We start from the raw sequence: 16,521 nt of genomic DNA on the forward strand, positions 1-16,521 counted from the left end.
CAGGACGAAGGAATAAGTGAATTGCAGACCGGGAAAAAGAATCCATTTTTCAGAGGCGACTCGCATTTTATGTCTTAGCTTTCAGCGAGTTTTCCCGGCATAAGGTGTATCTTTAAACAGGTAAAAACGGAACAGGAAGAGCCCAAGAAGAGATTTTTAGCGCGGCTGAAGCGGGGGGGCAACCCGCAGCAGCCGCTGACCACAACTAACTATACGGGAGTTAATTATGGCTGATAAGCATCATAAGTCAGGAACACGCACGGCCACAACCGCTGCGCATTATTACAGAGTCGGATATCGGCCTAATAGGGGCCAGCCGAATCCCCTGCCCCAACTCACTATTAAGGGCCGCTGGCTGGAGCCGCTGGGCTTTACCACTGGCCAGCGGATCGAGGTGATCACCGAGCCGGGTCAGTTGATCATTCGCATCACGTCCGACACGGAGGGAACCGCATGAACATCACCTTTACCCCTAAGCCGATACTGGCAGGCGGCGCGTTGGCCGCATTGGGATTTACCACCGGCACTCCGATACAACAGACGCTTTAGCAGCATACTCTATGGATCTCTATCGTTACCAACAACGCCACTTAGGAAGCACTGTGCGGAACCAGCCAGGACTGACAGGATTTGGGTAGTGACTGGCTCATCGAGTCCGGCATTACCAGTGCTGAACAGTTTGAGTTGACCGCTGCTCCCAATGCGCTCCAGTTACAACGGCGAGAAGTGGATGTTTTTAAGGTATTAACGCCAAAATCCCCGGCTAACTAGCCGGGGCTCCTATCTTCACTTTGTTGTTGATAACGTTCATCTTGTTGAATTAATGGCTCTATCTCTTCTTCCCATATACGTTTTTGGTATAACTGCCCTTCACTGGTTTCCTTGCGAGCTGCTAAGTATTCTCTAATAACCTTAATAGATGTATTGAATTCAGACTTATTCAACTCATTGAAATTTATCTGGTCAAGAACCTGAACTTCCATGATTTTTTGATGTATTACAGGATAATTATCCTGTAATACTTCATCAAGTAACGCCTCCAATACATCGGATGCTTGACGATTTAGCACTACACTTAAATTTCGCTCACCATAGTTATTATTTAGGGCTCTATAACCAATACCAAAATAAGCACCCATGACTCACCTCATAATAATGATTTTATCTTGTTGTGATTTAGGCAATGTCTTTATGAAATCCATAAAGATCGCTTGGTTTTTTTGAGTCAGTACACTGAAGTCTACAGGGACTAAATCTGCTTTCTTCAGATGTTGTAAGATCTGATCCTGTCCATGAGGTATGTCTCCTGGCGATTTCGATGTTGTCATATTCTTTTCGTAAAACTTATTGATCCCATCAATTTCTTTTTGAGATAGATTTTTAGTTGTATACATTAAGTCTACTGTTTTTCCTGCGTTCGGCCCGCTTGTAATAATGAAGTCAGCATTCTTATCAGTCGAAGAGTTCGTTATCCTGTCAAGTTTACCTATAGCGGTTTCCAACCTTGCAGCCGCCGCCGCTTCTGCAGGATTATACTTCCCATTACCCAGTAAATCTGGCGTATTCAGGCGGTCATGGCCTTCCAAAGGCGTTAAATTTATTTTTACCTCATAAATTCCATCAGCATTCTTAACAAGTGAACTTGCTGCCCCTGAAGCCGAAGCTTTATTGTTGAGCGCTACATCCTTTCCAAACTGCTTCGCCAGTGCACCAGACGCGACTACAGCACTCACTCCACTCGCGATGTACATGGAACCAACATAAGCTCCAGCTCTCGCTTTGGCCTCATCCTCCGTGTACCCAAAAGACATGAATGCTTGAGTATACCCTTCCAGAATATTGAATACTTCCTTCGCATTCGGATCTGTAGAGTTCAGCAAATTCACTATCTGCTGATAACCCGCCTGAGCCTCTTTCGGATTCTGGTAAGTCTGGTTGAAGTAGGTATCTTGCGCGGCTTTCGCTTTTGCTCTTTCTGCCTGACAGCCAGCTCCTGTGCCATTACAGGCCGCATAAACCGCCATATCGCTTTCCAGATCCTTACGATTTAACCTCTCCTTATCTTTCTGCTCTTCTGGCGTCAGGTTCTGTTTGTTGTTGAGATATGTCTGGCGGCTCTTCTCCGTGCTGCTCAGGTAGTTATTCTCAACCTCAGTTCTACCGGCAGATGCCCCGCTACCCACCCCAGCGCTGCCATCAACCGCACCGCCCGCTGCTGCGCCTGCCAGGGTTACAATGTTGGCAATCAGCATCTTGTCATCGGCTGACAGTTCCGAAGCATCCTTGCCGTATAGCAGGTGGCTGAGCGCGTCGTTATAGCTGAGCATTCCTGCAGTCAGTCCACCCGCTGCGCCGCCAATGGCGCTGCCACCCTGCGCTTTAGCAATCAGCCCTGACGCCAGCGTGTGCAACAGCACGCGCATAGGCTCGTTACCCTGCGATACCTGCTTGACCATCTGCGCCAGCAATGGAGCTGCGCCTGCCGCCACCGCGCCGCTGACGTTACCGCCCGCCAGCCCGGCAAACAGCCCGCTGATAGCCTGTGCCGCAATCTGCAGGTCTGACCCGATACCGTACTTCTCTTCAACATTCTGATCGATTTTATCGAGTGCTTTTTTCTGATCCGCCTCTGAAAGCTTATTGAACGCAGCATCGTTTTTAAGCTTGTTTCTCTCCTGCTCCTTCTCCTGCTTCTTCAACGCATCAAAGGTCTGCTGAATCGCCTGCTGTCCGAGTACGGCCATTTCACGCTGGATGGCAAGGCTGCCTTCTGCTTTTTGCACATCAAACTTATCTTTCAGCACATTCTCCGCCGCGGCGGTGTCGCGGCTGATTTGGGACACATCCTGCTTCTGCGCATCCGGATTGCGGATCTCAATCGTTCCCGGTGAGATGGCGCTGTAGGTGGTAGAACTTGCCCTGTCTTTCGTCTGCTGCAGCGTGCCCATGGGCAGCGAGTTATCGCCCGACTGCTGGGACTGACCAGATTTTGATGTGTCGTTCCCTGAACTGTCAGATGTATGAGTAGTGTTTTTTCCCATGCTGCCGCTGACAGCTGCGCTGAAGCCGCTGCCGCCCGCATTGGCGTGGTTTTCAAGCGAGCTGATTATCAGCGGTGACCGGCTGACCGGCTGACCGGCTTCGGTCTCACTGAGGCGGGACAACTGGAGATTACCGCTGCGCCCAGCATGATTCGGGTGAAACGGCGTTAAGCAGAATAAGGCAGGCAGCTTTTTGAGTCTGGTGTTCTCTTCCTCAGGCGACTTCAGGCGCTTAACCTCGGGCATCTCCATACCACCATACTTCTTACGCCAGGTTTAGAAGGTGGCGTCGGAAATGGCGTGCTTACGGCAGAACAAGCGTGATGACGGGCATTTTGCGTAGGGGCTGATAAAAATATCCCGGCGATATCAGGCCGGGATACTCTTATAAAGCACTTTTTGCTTTAAATGGCCATTTATAATTAGTTCTCTTTTCTTTGAAAAACACTATAACCCTGGCCTAGAATAATTGGCTCTGGACAGTCAATCCTTTTTTATAATCGTCTCTATGTCAAAATCATCCTCAAAATCTGCTATGACCTCTGTTTCAATTATAGAGATGTTCTCTTTATCATCATCTTGAACTTGTCCATCAATAAAAAAATACAGCAAAATTTTATTTTCATAAATATCTACAGCTATGTTTCTCATATTTTCAGTAACAGCACCAAGCAGAGCTGATTGCATTGATAACTTTAATCTTTTTTATATATTCGTAATTATTTTTCATAATAATCTCCCGTTCATGGACGCGCAGGTACTATATGAGCACCATCCTTTCCATAATGAACAATTCCTTTTGTCGTAGACACAGACAAACCAGTATCTTTATCGACAAAAGTTCCAATAGCCTTACCAAAATCAATTCGCTCTTTAGAACCAGCTAAACCCACCTCTACCTTCCCTACCTGCTGCCCTTTTCCTAATTGAGGCAACAAAGATTGTGGGTCAGCCGTTAAGATACTACGTTGACTTCCTGATGAAGCGGCCGCAGTTTTATACTCATTAGTGCCAAGGATATGTTTATTCTGCTGGCCTTTATTAATAGTAATAACCTTGCCGCCGGATACCTCTACATTTCCTGCATCATCCACTATTCCTGTTTTCATTGGATTTATCGGGATGACTTTTACCGGGCGATTGCCATGTTCACGCTGCAACTCCTCATCATCACTTCCAAGCGCATTATTCTCAACAACAACTTTATCCAGTGCGGAGTTAGCCAGCCAACAGCATTTTTCCTATTACACTCAGCAAATTACAACTAGTTTTCCCCTGTGCATTCTGGACCAGGCAACTTTTTTCCCAGACGCGCTTTTTCAGGCCGTTACGCCATTTTTCCCATCGTTGTTAAAGAGCGGACTACCCATCACATCAGCCATCGCCGCACCCAGTGTGATCCAGTTGCGACGGTGTGAAGTGGAAGTATTTCAAGACTAAAAACGACTACTAAAATAAATAAGTTGAATATTTTTTCAAGCTTGTAATTATTTCACTTATCTCATTTTTTGGAATGGTTATATCCTCAATGAGCGGACGCTCTATATTTTCCCAAACCCTTCCATTATCCCCATCAACTAATTTCGTTATTTTACCTCCAACAATTCTCACCGAACTTTCATTTGAAACAGCAAAAAAATATGCCCCAGAGTCGTTAATGATCGTGGGGGAAGCACAAAAATCAAACACTTGCTCTGGGTATTCATCATCTTGTGTCGACTCTGGGTATGCCAGTTTAAACAGGGCATCAAAAGCTTCATTTGTTGGTGCATTGAAAATCTCATCATTGCATGGCAGAGAGATAAGAGCATTTTTTTCATCAATGACATCATAAAAATCAACATCTAACGTTGATGTCCTGACATCTTCTGGATACATATTTCCATTTACAAAAAAATAAAAAAAACCATTCTTATAGGAGTCACTCCACTGAGGAATACTTTCTACCCAGATAGCAAAACGATACGGATCACCGAAAATCATATTTACCTCCATTTCCCGGGCAACCCAAACTCTTTTTTAACAGCGTTTGGTATATCACTTTTTTTCAATGGAACGGATGCATCTCCCGTACTTCCTGACCAATGCCATGAACCATCATTTGTATTCGTAAATTGATGCACGTTACCTTTTTCGTCCAATGCATACCTCTTTTTCCCATTTTCTACTGAGTTGCCAAACAATTGAATAGAGTTTGTAGGTTCGGTCCCGGCGTTTCTATTATATCCAACTTGACCTGGAGTATGCTTCCCATTCGACTGATAAACCAACCCATTGGCAGCTTTCGTTGGGGTAGGTATAGGCATCGCGCTTCCCTTACCTTTACCAATCCCAGCAGCAATTCCCGCAGCGCTTGTCCCTGCCACCTGCGCTAACGAATTGATAGCAAGCTGCTTCGCTTCAGATGAATCGCCGGACATTAGCGCGTTGTGGATCGCAGCATTTCTGTCTGCTTCCAATTGGATAGTAGTTACCTGAAGAATAGATAATTCGTTCTGGTCTTCCGGGCTTAAACTACCGTTAGCACGCGCTTTCTCCATCAACTCATTGGTGCGTTTAGCATAATCTGCCTGTAGCTTGCCAACATCATTAGCCTTATCGACACAGTCCTGAGCGCCGGTACAGTTCACAACACTTTCATGCTGTTCGGCGTTAATCTTCTTGTATTTCTCAACTACGGCGGTGCAAGCCTCACGTCCCTGACACTGAGTCATTTCTTTGGCGCGGTCTTGGTTTTCCGGCACACTCAGCGCATTATTCTCAACCGCATTTTTCCCCGCAACCGCGCCGCTCGTCGCCGCAGCACTGCTGTTGCCCGCCATGCCGCCCGCCAGTCCTGCCGCCAGCGTGCCGAGCAGGCTCAGCTGCTCGCGGTCTTCCTGTCCCAGCGCCGCTATCTTCTCCGGGGTATCTGCGCCCCAGTATTTCTCTGCGATGTAGCGTGTGGCAAGCTCGCCGCTGAAGGCACCTGCCGCGCCCGCTGCCGCACTTCCCCCGGACATCTGCGATGATACCGCACCCCACACCGCATGTGCCATGGCATTGGTTGCCACATCAACGTTTCCGGAAGCGTCGGTCGTTTCCTTCTTAATCAGCTGAGCTGCCCACGGATTAAGGCCGCCTGCGACCGCCTGGCCTGCATTGCCGGTCACCAGCCCCGTCAGAATACTGCCGACCGTCTGTGCGACCTTCTGCGACGTGCTGCCGATGCCCCACTGCTTCATCTCCGCCTGATACTCTGGCGAATCACGCATTTTCTCCAGCCACTCTCTCCGCTGTTTTTCCGTTGCTCCGGCGGGCAGCGTCTCGGCGTTCTTCGCACTCCGCGCCTTCTCAAGCCCTTTGATATCGCCCATGGTCGTGACGATATTTGTCATCTGACCGCTGATTTCACCGGCTAACTGAGCCGTCTGAAGCCGCTTCTGCTCTTTCTCTTTGTCAAAGATCGCACTGATGCTGTCATTGGCATGTTCGGTGTCACGGCTGAGGTCTGCCACATCCTGCTTCTGGTTGACCCGGTCGCGGATGATCACGGTGCCGTTTGCCACCGCCGACTGCGTGGTGCCTTCGGCATGGCCGTTGTTGTTCAGGCCCGACAGCAGCGTGCTGGCGGCATTGGACGCCACGCTGGACAGCATCTGCGCACCCATGCCGCCACCGCTGGACAGCGCGATGCTACCGCCGCTGTGGCTGACGCTGTAGTCCGCCGCATTGCCGATATCGGTGAAGCCGAGCGTACCGGTATCCAGACGGTTGTCTGCCGCATCGCCCTGGCTGGCAATCACTGCACCGTTCAGCTGGGTATGATTGCCGACGGTGATGTCAAAGCCGCCGTTACCGGCATAGATACCGCTCTGCTCCTGCACGCTGTCAAAGTTGCTGTGCATTTTGTCCTGGTTGACGCTGGCATAGCCGGACACCGACATTGAGCCAAAGGTAAAGCTGCCGCCCGCGCCGTAGCTGGTCTGTTTTGAATCGTAACGGTCGCTGTCCTGCTGGCTGGTGATGGTCAGATCCCGGCCCACATCGGCCGTCACCTGATTACCGCTGACCTGCGCGCCGTTGAGCGTGGTATCTCTTCCACTGTTCAGGCTTACCCTGCCGCCGCTGTCCAGGGTGGTTTCAGACCAGCGCGTACCGTTGCCGCTCTCCTTACCTTTGGCGCCGTTAACGCTGGCAAAAATGCTGATACCCGCGCTGCCCTGTCCGGCACCAAAACTGATGCCCACGCCGCCGCCGCCGCTGCTGTTTTTACCGTTGCTTTCCTGAGTGTTGGCCGCCCCGCTCAGCACAATGTCCCTGGCAGCATTGAGGCTGCTGTCACTTGCGGCTTTCAGCTGGCTGCCGGCGATAAGAATGTCGCCGCTGTGCTCGCCACGGCCCTTACCGGCAGAGGTAATGGAAAGATTCTTACCGGCATTGAGCGTGGATCCGGCGACGCTGTCGGACGCCTGATGTTGCTGCGATTTTGATTTCTGTGTGGTCAGGGAAAGGCTGACGCCCAGGCCGTTGTTGGGATCGGCGCTCGCTTCCGCCAGCTGCCCGCCCAGCACGGCCTGCACGCCTGAAAGCGCGGCTTTGGTAGCCTGCAGGGCAGCAAGGCGACCGTCACTCTCTTTTTTCGATGTCTGCGCCGCCGCAACCGCGTTATTAATGGCTTCACCCACCACCCCGGAGAGCGCCAGTGTCAGCCCGCTCTTCTTCTGCTCAAACAGTTCATCATGAGTCCGTTTATCATGACCCGGATCGATGATCACGCTGTCGCCGGTAATGGCGAGATCGCGCCCCGCCACCAGATCTGAGCCGCTGACATGAGCCTGTCCGCCCGCAACAATGCTGACATTACCGCCCGTACTGCCCACCGTGCTGGCACTCTGGCTCTGGGTGGTGCCCTTGTCACGTAAGTCATGGACCGATTTACTGCTGCCTACAGTGATGCCGATGCCACCGGTTCCCATCAGGCCGCTTTTCTTAGTTTCCGAAAAACGCCAGGTTGAGTCCGAGTTGGTCGCAGCAACGATATCCACGTTGTTACCGGCCCTGAGCGCTACCGTGCCATCGCCTACGACCTGAGAACCCTGGACAAGTAAATTGTTGCCCGCATTAAGCGTGACATTATCGCCGCTCAGTAAGGTGCCATTTTCACGGGTGTCACTGTCTTCGCTGATGGTATGCGTGGTCTTTTTTACTCAAAAATCCTTTTTTGGTTTTGGTCTCTTCTTTGTAGGCATAATCGCTTTCAGTGGCGGTGGTCAGGTTGATGTCGCGTCCGGCACCCACTGCGATATTACCGCTGGCCGTAACCTGAGCCGCTTCACTGTTAACATCCTGACCCGCTTTAACCGTCGTACTCCCGCCACTGGCAATTTCAGTGCCCTGCTGGCGTACCGACTCATTGATCTCAACCTTCTTGCCGGATTTGTAGCTATTACCAGAACCGGTTTCAGCCGCCAGCAGATTGACATCACGCCCCGCCTGTAAGGTCACGTCTTTGTCTGCGGCGATGCCTGCCGCCTGGCTATTGAGATCGCGTCCGGCCTGAAGTGCTAAATCGCCTCCGCTGGTCAGCGTCGTGCGATCCAGCCCGGTTGAATGGGTTTCACGTTTGCCCTTCACATCATTCTGGCTGGTCGTCGCGCTATTGAGATTAAGATCGTTACCGGCTGCCAGCGCCGCGTTTTTACCGGCAGTGATGCTGCTGGCGGTAACCGTCAGATCGTGGCCCGCCTGCATCGCCATATTGCCGCCTGCGGCGATCTTGCTGCCGACTGTGGTGACGGTAGTTGTGCTGGTTAGGTCAACTTTTTGCCAGCGGTTTCCGAAGCCGGATTGCGCGCTGCCAGTGACGTTCTGGTTCCCGGTTATAGCAATATCATTCCAGGCGTTCAGCAGCAGCTTCGCCACCCGCTTTGAGGTTAGCGCCGGTGACGGCAATATCGTTGCCCGCCTTGAGGCTCAGAGAATCCAGTGACGTGATGCTCGCCGTTGGCCCGCTGAGGGTTTCGGTATAGGATTTCTTCGCACCCTTACCGTTGCCTGCATCCAGATGCCAGAGCTGTGAAGTAGTCAGGTTGTTGATGTCACCGTTAACACTCTCCAGTGCCACCTTTTTTACCGCTGATAGTCGCGCTGACGTTGTTGATATCATTCAGTGCGCTAAGCTGCAGATCGCCACCAGCATGAAGCAGACCGGCGTTGAGGTTACTGAGCGTGTTCTGACTGTCGATAGTCAGATCGTTTTTGGCCATTACGCTACTACCGGTATTGGTGATGTTCCCGCCTTTCAGCGTCACGTTGTTACCGGCAATTACGCTGCCATCGCGCATCTCCACATCTTTTGTCGACAGATAGAGCTTCGGCACCATCACCGTTTCACCGTTGATGGTGGTGGCTTCCCACCAGACCATACTCTTGTCTAAAGAGGCGAGTTGCCCGGCAGAGAGTGAGACACCAAACTCCAGTCCCAGCGACTTTTGCGCCGCCGCAGCGTTGTCCATCAGATAGCGCATCTGGGCGAGATCGGATCCCAGGCCATTGATGTAGCGATTACCGGTCTGATTCAGTACCGCATTGCTGACGTAGCGGGTATCAAACGCCGCATCGCCGAGAAAACGATAATCATAATCTGGCTTCAGGTTAAGGCGATCAAGCATATATGAGGAGCCGAGGAAGGCGTTCTCGTCTGTGTATTGAGGGCGCTTTTCCTGTAATGGCGTGGTGGCAGGCTGTTTGCCCAGTTTTGCATTCAGCTCGCCGAACAGGCTCTGATCCAGCTGACCCAGGCCATTAAGTTTGGGGTTAACGGTAATCAGATAGCGGCTATTGGTGTTCGACGCAACAAAGTAGCCGTTTTCACCAGAAGGTAATGGATAGGCGCTGATATCAACCTCAGCGGCCTTATAGTTATGCAGCGACGCAGGACCCTGAGAAGCGTTCGTCAGGTTAACGGCTTTACCCAGCGCTGCGTTGTTTTTACCCGCAGTTGCATATTGCGTCAGCGATGCGCTGCCCTGTGATGCGGTCTCCAGCGCACCTGCGCTATTGACCTGCTGCAAGGCATTCTGGAGCTGATCGCGCCATTGCGGGGTATTGATTGCGGCTTTGTCGGCGGTTGCCAGTTGCTGATGGGACTGCGCGCCTGCGGTGCCTGCAGCGGTTAAGCCGCGTAAATTTGGGGCAGAAAGCGTATTACCGCTCCGGCCGGCATTCGCGGTGGTGTTGGTGTTGCTGATATTGCCGCTGAAATTTGCAGAGACATTGCCTCCGGCCTGGATAACGGCGCGGTAGATTTGAACGGGCCCAACGTCTTCATAACTGGGCTGGCCTGTAAGTACATACTTAACCTGAGTGCCAGTAGTATTTTGTCGAAAACAACACCGCTGAGATTTGGGATCGAAAAACGCAAGGTCGATATTTTTAGTAAACTTCCCACCAATATTTCCCGAGTATTTATAAGTTGTATACTCATTCTGCTGTCCGTCCTGGAAAGACTGATTATTTAGTTGATTACCAGATAAAACAATATCGCCATTAGCGAGAATATCGCTGGCAAAATTTTCTAACTTTTGAGCTGAAATTTGCAACCCGCGAGCTGATGCAATCCGGCCAGCACCATCATTTGCATTAACATGATTAAATATGGTGTTAGTTAAATATTTTTTAAGGGCACCCTTGGCATTAGGTGCGAGATAATAATGATCATCATCGGAACCATTCCCCTTACCCGGGCTGCCTCCTGACCTAACATGTTTGGTATAGAAGCCAAGCTCATCAGCCTTTAAGGATCCCAGTGTGATATAAACAGTATCCTTACCTAACCATGAAGGTAAATCTGGACTCTTTTGAATTGATGTTGAGGTGCTCAACCCATCCCTTGTATTCAGCAAATGTCCCGTATTAATCGTGATATCGCCGTTCTGCGTTTCGATGGTGCCGGAGTTATTAACGACCTCGCCGTTAGCGTTCCCCGCCGCATCGCCCTGCAGCCACATACTGCCGCCTGCCAGCATATCGGCACGCTGGTTGCGAATACTGTTGGCAAAAAGAGAGAGATTGCCGGCCGCATAGAGCAGCGCGTTATTGACGATGCTGCCCGGTGCGCTGAGGGTCAGATTGCCCAACGTACCCGTAAAACCATCAACAGTGATATCGCTGCGGCTGGCTAAGTTGATGTTACCGCCGCCTTGCAGACTGCCATTCCCGTTCATGGCGATACGGTTGCCGCTGAACGCACTGTCACCCGAACCGGTAGTGAGCTGACCATTATTAGTGAGATCGCCGCCTGCACTTAGCGTCAGCGCCCCGCCCTGCATCGTGCCCTGGTTGTCTATCGCGCCATTACTGCTGACGGTGAGTCGCCCGCCCGCAGCCAGCACATCGCGACCGGTAAAACCATTCGCGATCTCCAGCGTGGCATCACCCAGCGCCACAACCTGACCGGTCTGGTCAAAGCCATTGCTGTGAACCAGCAAACTGCCGCCACTGAACAGGCGACCACTGCTTTGCTGATTGACCTGAGCGCCCATCACACTCAGCCGGTTGTTACCCAGCAGCGTGCCGCTGTTGTTTACCTGCTGATAATTGACCTCAAGGTTACCGCCCTGGGCCGTGCCCTGGTTGCTGAAGCCATTGCCAGTCAGCGTACCCTGTCCGTCGGCCAGCAGCGTACCGTTGTTGCTGGCATTGGTCGCATTGAGAATCAGCTGCGACGCCTGTAACCAGCCGTTGTTATTCAGCTGCGGCGTATTCAATGTCTGCGCGCCACCCGAGAGCCACCGGCCATCGTTTTGCGTTAAACCGGTTAATGTCGCGACACCGTTGCCATTGCCCTGAATCAGGCCATAGTTGAACAGTTCTGGCCCGGTCAGCGTCAGGGCGTTTTGCGTGATCATGGCGCCATTGCCGCCGTTGGTGATGCGTCCACCAGCATTGACCAGCAGGCTGTTGTCACCCTGTAAGCGCCCGTTGTTATCAACCGCGCCCGTGGTGATCTGCAGGTCGCCGCCCTGCACGCGTCCGGCATTATTGAGCGAGGAGGACTGAAGCGTCAGCCTGCCTGCGCTGAGCAGCGTTTTATCCTGCTGCTGGGTCAGTGCACCGTTAAGGCCAACCGTCAGCGCGTCGACACCGGTGACGGCGCCGTTATTGTTTAACGTGTCGCCCCGTAGCGTCAGGTTTCTGGCAATCCATTCACCCTGATTGGTCAGCGTCAGTGCCTGCAGTGCCGCAGTGCCATTCGCTGAAATCTTACTGCCAGCGCCCGCATCAAGGCGATCCGCCAGAATCAGTTGCAGCGCATCCGCACTCTGGATCGCGCCATTATTGGTCAGTTGCCGGGCATTCAGCAGGATCTGCTGTCCCTGCCAGCTGCCGTTATTCACAACGTCCCCGCCGTTGATGTTCAGCGTGCCCTGCGTCAGCAGCGATCCGCCCTGATTATTGATCAGCTGACGTGACGGCGCGGCCAGCGCTCTGAGCAGCATTCGCCCGGCCACCTGTGGCGCAGCGGCAAACGTTAATGCCTGCAGACCAATCAGGCTGCCCTGATTAATGACGCTGGCGGGTGAAATGGTCAGAGTTTTGCCCTGCACCGATCCGCTGTTATTCAGCGCGGCACCGTTCAGCACCATCGCCCCTTCACTGAGCAGTGAGCCGCTGTTGTTCAGCGTGTTCGCCGTAACCTGTGCGGTGTTCTGACTCATCAACGAGCCGGTGTTATGCAGTTCATTGCTGATACTGGCGTTCAGATCTTTGCTGCCCAGCAGCGATCCCTGATGCAGCCAGTTATCAGCGTTAACCGTTGCCTGCTCGCCCTGCAGCGTTCCCTGGGTGTTGAGCTGACCCGCGGTCAGCGTCAGTGTTCCGCCGCTCAGCGTTTTGCCACCGGCAGATTGCGTGATGTTATCGGCCTGAGCAGTCAGCGCCGTGTTGCCCTGTAACAGACCGTCGTTGTTCAGGCTGGTGCCCTGCAACCCCAGGCGGTTCGCCATTATTTTGCCGCTGTTGCGCAGCGTGGTGGCATTAAGATCGCTCTCTCCCTGGCTGATCAGCGTGCCGCTGTTGATCAGATCGCTGGCGATGTTACCGCGCAAAGCGCTGATGCCATTGAGGCTGCCGCGATTGTCGAGAGAATCCAGCGTGACGTCGAGTTGCTGGCCCTGCCAGCTGCCATCATTGATCGCGCTACCGCCCTTGATGATCAGTCGATCGCCGCTCAGCAGTTGCCCATTGTTGTGGTTGAGGGTCTGAGCAAATCCGAGATCCAGTAGCGTGTCGCCCTGAAGCAGCCCGCTGTTTTCCAGCGTATTACCGCTGGCGCTGAGTTGCTGTGCAGCAATCTGGCCGCTGTTACTGAGCGTTTGGGCATGCATGTCGGCCTGCTGGCCGGTCACGATCTGTCCCGTGCTGCTGTTATTCAGCGTATCGGCAATCTGAAGGTCGAGGTCATCGCTCAGCAGGCGTCCGCTGTTGTTGAGACGGTTGCCGTTGACTGAAAGCGCACCGTTAACCTGCAGCAGCCCGTCGTTATCCAGTTGGTCTAACGTCAGCGTCAGCGGTCCTCCTGCGATTAACTGGCCGCCCTGGAGGTTGTGGAGTTGCTGATGCTCCAGCGTTAAGGTGCTATTGCCCTGCAGCAGACCGCCGTTACTGAGCACTGGCGCATGCAGGCTGAGGTTATCCGCCGCCAGTGTGCCTTTGTTATCGATCTCCCCAGCCTGTAAATTCATCTGCTGCTGGCTGATCAGACTTCCGCTGTTATCCAGCACACCCCCGACCTGGGCTGTCAGTGCTTTTCCGGCGCGAACAGTGCCACTGTTCTGCAACGCCTTCGCGTTTAACGCCATCTGATCGGCCTGCATTGCGCCGCGGTTATTCAGTGAAGTGATGTTGCCATTCAGGGTGCCGTCACTCAGCAACTGCCCGCCCTGCTGATTATCCAGCTGGTCGCCTTCCAGCGTAATCTGCTGATTGCCCTGAATCAGGCCACTGTTAATCAGGTCGCCCCGCAGCGTCAGCGCCTGGGCAATCAGCCAGCCGCTGTTGTCAGTGTGATTCGCTTTTAGCGCGATGCCCTGTTGTCCCAGAATCTTGCCGCTATTGACCAGCGTGTCGCTTTGCAGGTCGGCGTCGGCTTCACTGAGGGCATTGCCGCTGTTTTGCCAGCGGTCAGCATTCAGTGTCAGCTGTTTGCCCTGCATCAGTCCGCTGTTGTCCAGCGTCTGCTGTTTCACACTCAGCTGACCTGCGCTGAGCAGCGTGCCGCTGTTGATTAACCCGCTGCCCTGCAACGATACTGCCTTGTCGCCCTGGATTGTTCCGCTGTTATTGATCTGGCTGACATCGCTATTCAGCGTTGCGGCGGCGATGATGCCCTGATTAGTCAGTACATCGCCGTGCAGCTGGAGTGGGTCACTGGCCAGCAGTTTGCCACCCAGCTGATTATCCAGATGCCCGTACCGGGCGCTGAGGCTGGCAGCGTTGATTTCCCCGCTGTTGTTCAACTGGTCGCCGCTGACAACCAATGTTTTGCCGCTGGTGATCAATCCGCTGTTATTAAGCTGTGGCAAATCGAGCGCAAAATCGTTATCGGAGCTGATCGTCCCCGCAGCAAGGTTATCCAGCTGTCCGGCATGTAAAGAGAGCTGATTAGAGCCCTGAAGCAGGCCGCCGTTACTGATTTGCGCGGCGATCAGCGTCAGATTCGGTGCGGTTAACGAGCCCATGTTACGCAGTTGTGCACTGTTCAGGATGAGTGCGTTCTGACTGCTGATGGCCCCCCTGATTTTCCAGCCTGCCACGAGCGGTCAGTTGCGCGTCACCGCGTGCAGTGATGGAGCCGTTTTGTTGCAGCGTATCGCTGTTAATCACGGCATCGCCATGACTCATCATCTCGCCACTGTTATTCAGGGTCGGGGCATCGATTTGCAGACGCTTACTGACCAGATTGCCGCTGTTGCTGAAGGTGTCCGCAACACTGAATAGTGTGTTGCCCTGTGCGGAGAAGATCCCATCCTGATTCAGACGATTAGCCGTGATCGTGGCATCACCCGTACTGATCAGTTTGCCGCTGTTATCAAGAGTGCCGCTTTGAATGTTCAGGCTGCTGCCACTGATTTCATCGCGGTTAGTCAGCTGTCCGCTAACAGCCAAAGTATTTTTACCCTGAGCCAGCAGCTTACCGTTCTGTTGCAGAGTGTTAGTGCGAACCTGCACGTCACCATTACTGGTCAGGCTGCCACGGTTAGCGATCTGCGCGGCCTGGATATCGAGTGTTTTTGCGGCGGCGAGCTGACCGGCATTGTCCAGCTGAGAGGTGGCAGAGAGCTGCAGCGCGTCTACCGCACTACCGCTGCTGCTGTTATCAACACTCAGGTTAGCACCGCTGAGACGCACATTCTGGCCTGCTTTAACGCTGCTGCCTTTAAGCGTGATACTGCCCTGAGTGTTGAGATCCAGCGAGGCGTCGCTGCCCAGCGAGGCCGCGTTTAAGGCGATATCCTGCTGTGCTGTCAGCGCGACATTACCACCCGCTTTATGTTCACCCTGCAGGGCAATGCTGCTGCCTTTTGCAGTCAGGGTGCCGCTGGTCAGGCTATTGTTGATGCTTAACCGACCCTGCGCATCCAGCACCATATCGCCCTGACGGGCATTAAGATTGCCGAGATTGACGCCAACGCCGTTTTCGCTGGAGACCAGATGGATGCGGTTTGCGTACATGCCGCCCAGCGCGCCGGTATCTACGGCGACCGATGGCGCAGCACCCTCGCCCGCGATGGGTGTCACGCTGCCATCAGCACCGACCCGGTTTGCGCCCAGCGTCACATTAAGATCTTTGGCATGGATGCCTGCGTTGATTTCGGTTGCGCGTGCGATGATCGAGACAGCATCAGCCTGGCTGCCATCCAGTCCTTTACCCTCAATACTGATTGCGCCTTTCGTCACTTCCAGCGATTGCAGATTGCCCTGCGCATCAAGCTGCGGTTTACCGGTAGTCAGCGTAACGTTGGGCGTATTGATAAAGCCGCAGCCGTTACAGGTAATGCCATAAGGGTTAGCGACCATCACATTGGCCGCTTTACCCGCTACCTCGGTATAGCCCTGAAGCTGTGAACGGTTAGCACCCACCACCTCATTGATAATGGCCCGGGCTTCCTGCCCTGCTTTGAGATTCGGGTTGTTCTGGACAAGTCCACCCAGTTGGGTCTGCGTCAACCGGCCGGTTGCGTTGTTCAGGATCAGCCCTTCCTGGCCCACGTTGTAATTCTGATACTGGTTATGTGACAGGCCCGCCGCATTCGGCGTCGCGATATTAATGACCGGCACGCCATTACCGGCAGCATCGACTTTGGTCCCTGGTGTGACGGGCGCTATCGCCGCAGAAAAGGCGGGCAGCAGTGGCTGAAACGCGATCAGCGAGCAGATGAGATAGCTCAGCAAACGACGCGGCAGTGAAAGCTTTAATTGATCATCCATAATCGGG

6 protein-coding genes and 2 pseudogenes are annotated in these 16,521 nt (G+C 53.1%); 1 reads left to right on the top strand and 7 read right to left on the bottom strand.

All coding sequences use genetic code 11. The annotated features are described in order from the left end of the window. Positions 1-226: 226 nt before the first annotated feature. Positions 227-457 (top strand): SymE family type I addiction module toxin, encoded by a 231-nt coding sequence (locus tag JNO11_RS11850; RefSeq protein ID WP_033769361.1) that lies wholly within the window; start codon positions 227-229, stop codon positions 455-457. A 310-nt stretch (positions 458-767) separates the two neighbouring features. Here JNO11_RS11850 and JNO11_RS11855 read toward each other — a convergent pair whose 3' ends face one another. The 7 genes and pseudogenes from JNO11_RS11855 to JNO11_RS11885 form a co-directional block, all read right to left on the bottom strand. After that, the gene (locus JNO11_RS11855; RefSeq protein WP_033758207.1) at positions 768-1,139 is read right to left on the bottom strand and encodes a hypothetical protein; all 372 of its coding nucleotides are present in this window, start codon (positions 1,137-1,139) and stop codon (positions 768-770) included. 3 nt (positions 1,140-1,142) lie between these two features. Beyond that, entirely contained in the window at positions 1,143-3,041 is a 1,899-nt protein-coding gene (locus tag JNO11_RS24810) for a VENN motif pre-toxin domain-containing protein (RefSeq protein WP_321166638.1), read from the bottom strand. Between the two features lie 180 nt (positions 3,042-3,221). Then, positions 3,222-3,398, bottom strand: a pseudogene (locus JNO11_RS11865) (transposase); the annotation flags it as partial. A gap of 126 nt (positions 3,399-3,524) precedes the next feature. Continuing rightward, entirely contained in the window at positions 3,525-3,728 is a 204-nt protein-coding gene (locus JNO11_RS11870) for a hypothetical protein (protein WP_325177323.1), read from the bottom strand. 56 nt (positions 3,729-3,784) lie between these two features. Continuing rightward, positions 3,785-4,201 carry a polymorphic toxin type 50 domain-containing protein gene (locus tag JNO11_RS11875; RefSeq protein ID WP_325177324.1) on the bottom strand — a complete coding sequence of 139 codons (417 nt, stop codon included), beginning with the start codon at positions 4,199-4,201 and terminating at the stop codon, positions 3,785-3,787. A gap of 289 nt (positions 4,202-4,490) precedes the next feature. Continuing rightward, positions 4,491-5,024 (bottom strand): immunity 42 family protein, encoded by a 534-nt coding sequence (locus JNO11_RS11880; RefSeq protein WP_033769365.1) that lies wholly within the window; start codon positions 5,022-5,024, stop codon positions 4,491-4,493. Between the two features lie 2 nt (positions 5,025-5,026). Then, a pseudogene (locus tag JNO11_RS11885) lies at positions 5,027-16,514 on the bottom strand (hemagglutinin repeat-containing protein). Positions 16,515-16,521: the final 7 nt, after the last annotated feature.

Source organism: Pantoea sp. 1B4 (genome assembly GCF_016925765.1).
GTDB lineage: Bacteria > Pseudomonadota > Gammaproteobacteria > Enterobacterales > Enterobacteriaceae > Pantoea > Pantoea agglomerans.